The sequence below is a fragment of the Streptomyces ureilyticus genome (genome assembly GCF_011045025.1).
Classification (GTDB): Bacteria; Actinomycetota; Actinomycetes; order Streptomycetales; family Streptomycetaceae; genus Streptomyces; species Streptomyces ureilyticus.
Genome location: NZ_JAAKZX010000519.1, coordinates 1 through 619 on the forward strand (window position 1 = coordinate 1; position 619 = coordinate 619).

The window sequence follows — 619 nt, forward strand, 5'->3', positions numbered from 1 at the left end:
AGATCGCTTCGTGGCTGATGCGCATGGACTCATCATCGGGGAAGTCGGCATGGAGACGGTGCGAGATCTGCTCCGGGCTCCATGCCGTCGCCCATCGTCTGTCCTGCCGGTGCGGCTTGTTCAGCCCTTTCCATGCGGGCGTCCTGGGTCCGGGGACGATCGTGTTGTCGGGGCGGCGGACGCTGCCGGCGAGCCGGTCCTGCACGTACTCACGCAACCTGTCGTTGCCTGTGAGCTTCGCGGTCTTCGGGCGCTTGGCGGCCTGCTGTGCTTTCCACTGGGCGACCGTCGCGCGATACTCCTGCTTGCCGCTGCGCGTGGCGGCGTTGCGGCGCAGTTCGCGAGAGATCGTTCCGGGGTCACGCCCCAGGGCGCGGGCGATCTCGCGCACGCCCTTGTTCATCGCCCTGAGGATCGCGATCTCCTCGCGCTCCTCGAACGCGAGGTACCGGCCCGTGGGCTCGGCCAACGAGATCGGAGGCATGCCGCCAGCGTGACGAAACCACCTCGCACCCACCGGCCACGACACGCCGACCGCCAACGACGCCTCCACCGTCGTGACCCCCGTGGCGATCAGCCGCCAGAACTGGCGCTGCACGACTCGAGACGGATCAGGCCG

The 619-nt window shown here is 68.7% G+C and carries 1 protein-coding gene; it reads right to left on the reverse strand.

Annotated elements, in window-relative coordinates:
- Positions 1-619 (reverse strand): helix-turn-helix domain-containing protein (locus tag G6048_RS52285; RefSeq protein ID WP_235991176.1); only part of this gene is annotated, 619 nt, incomplete at both ends.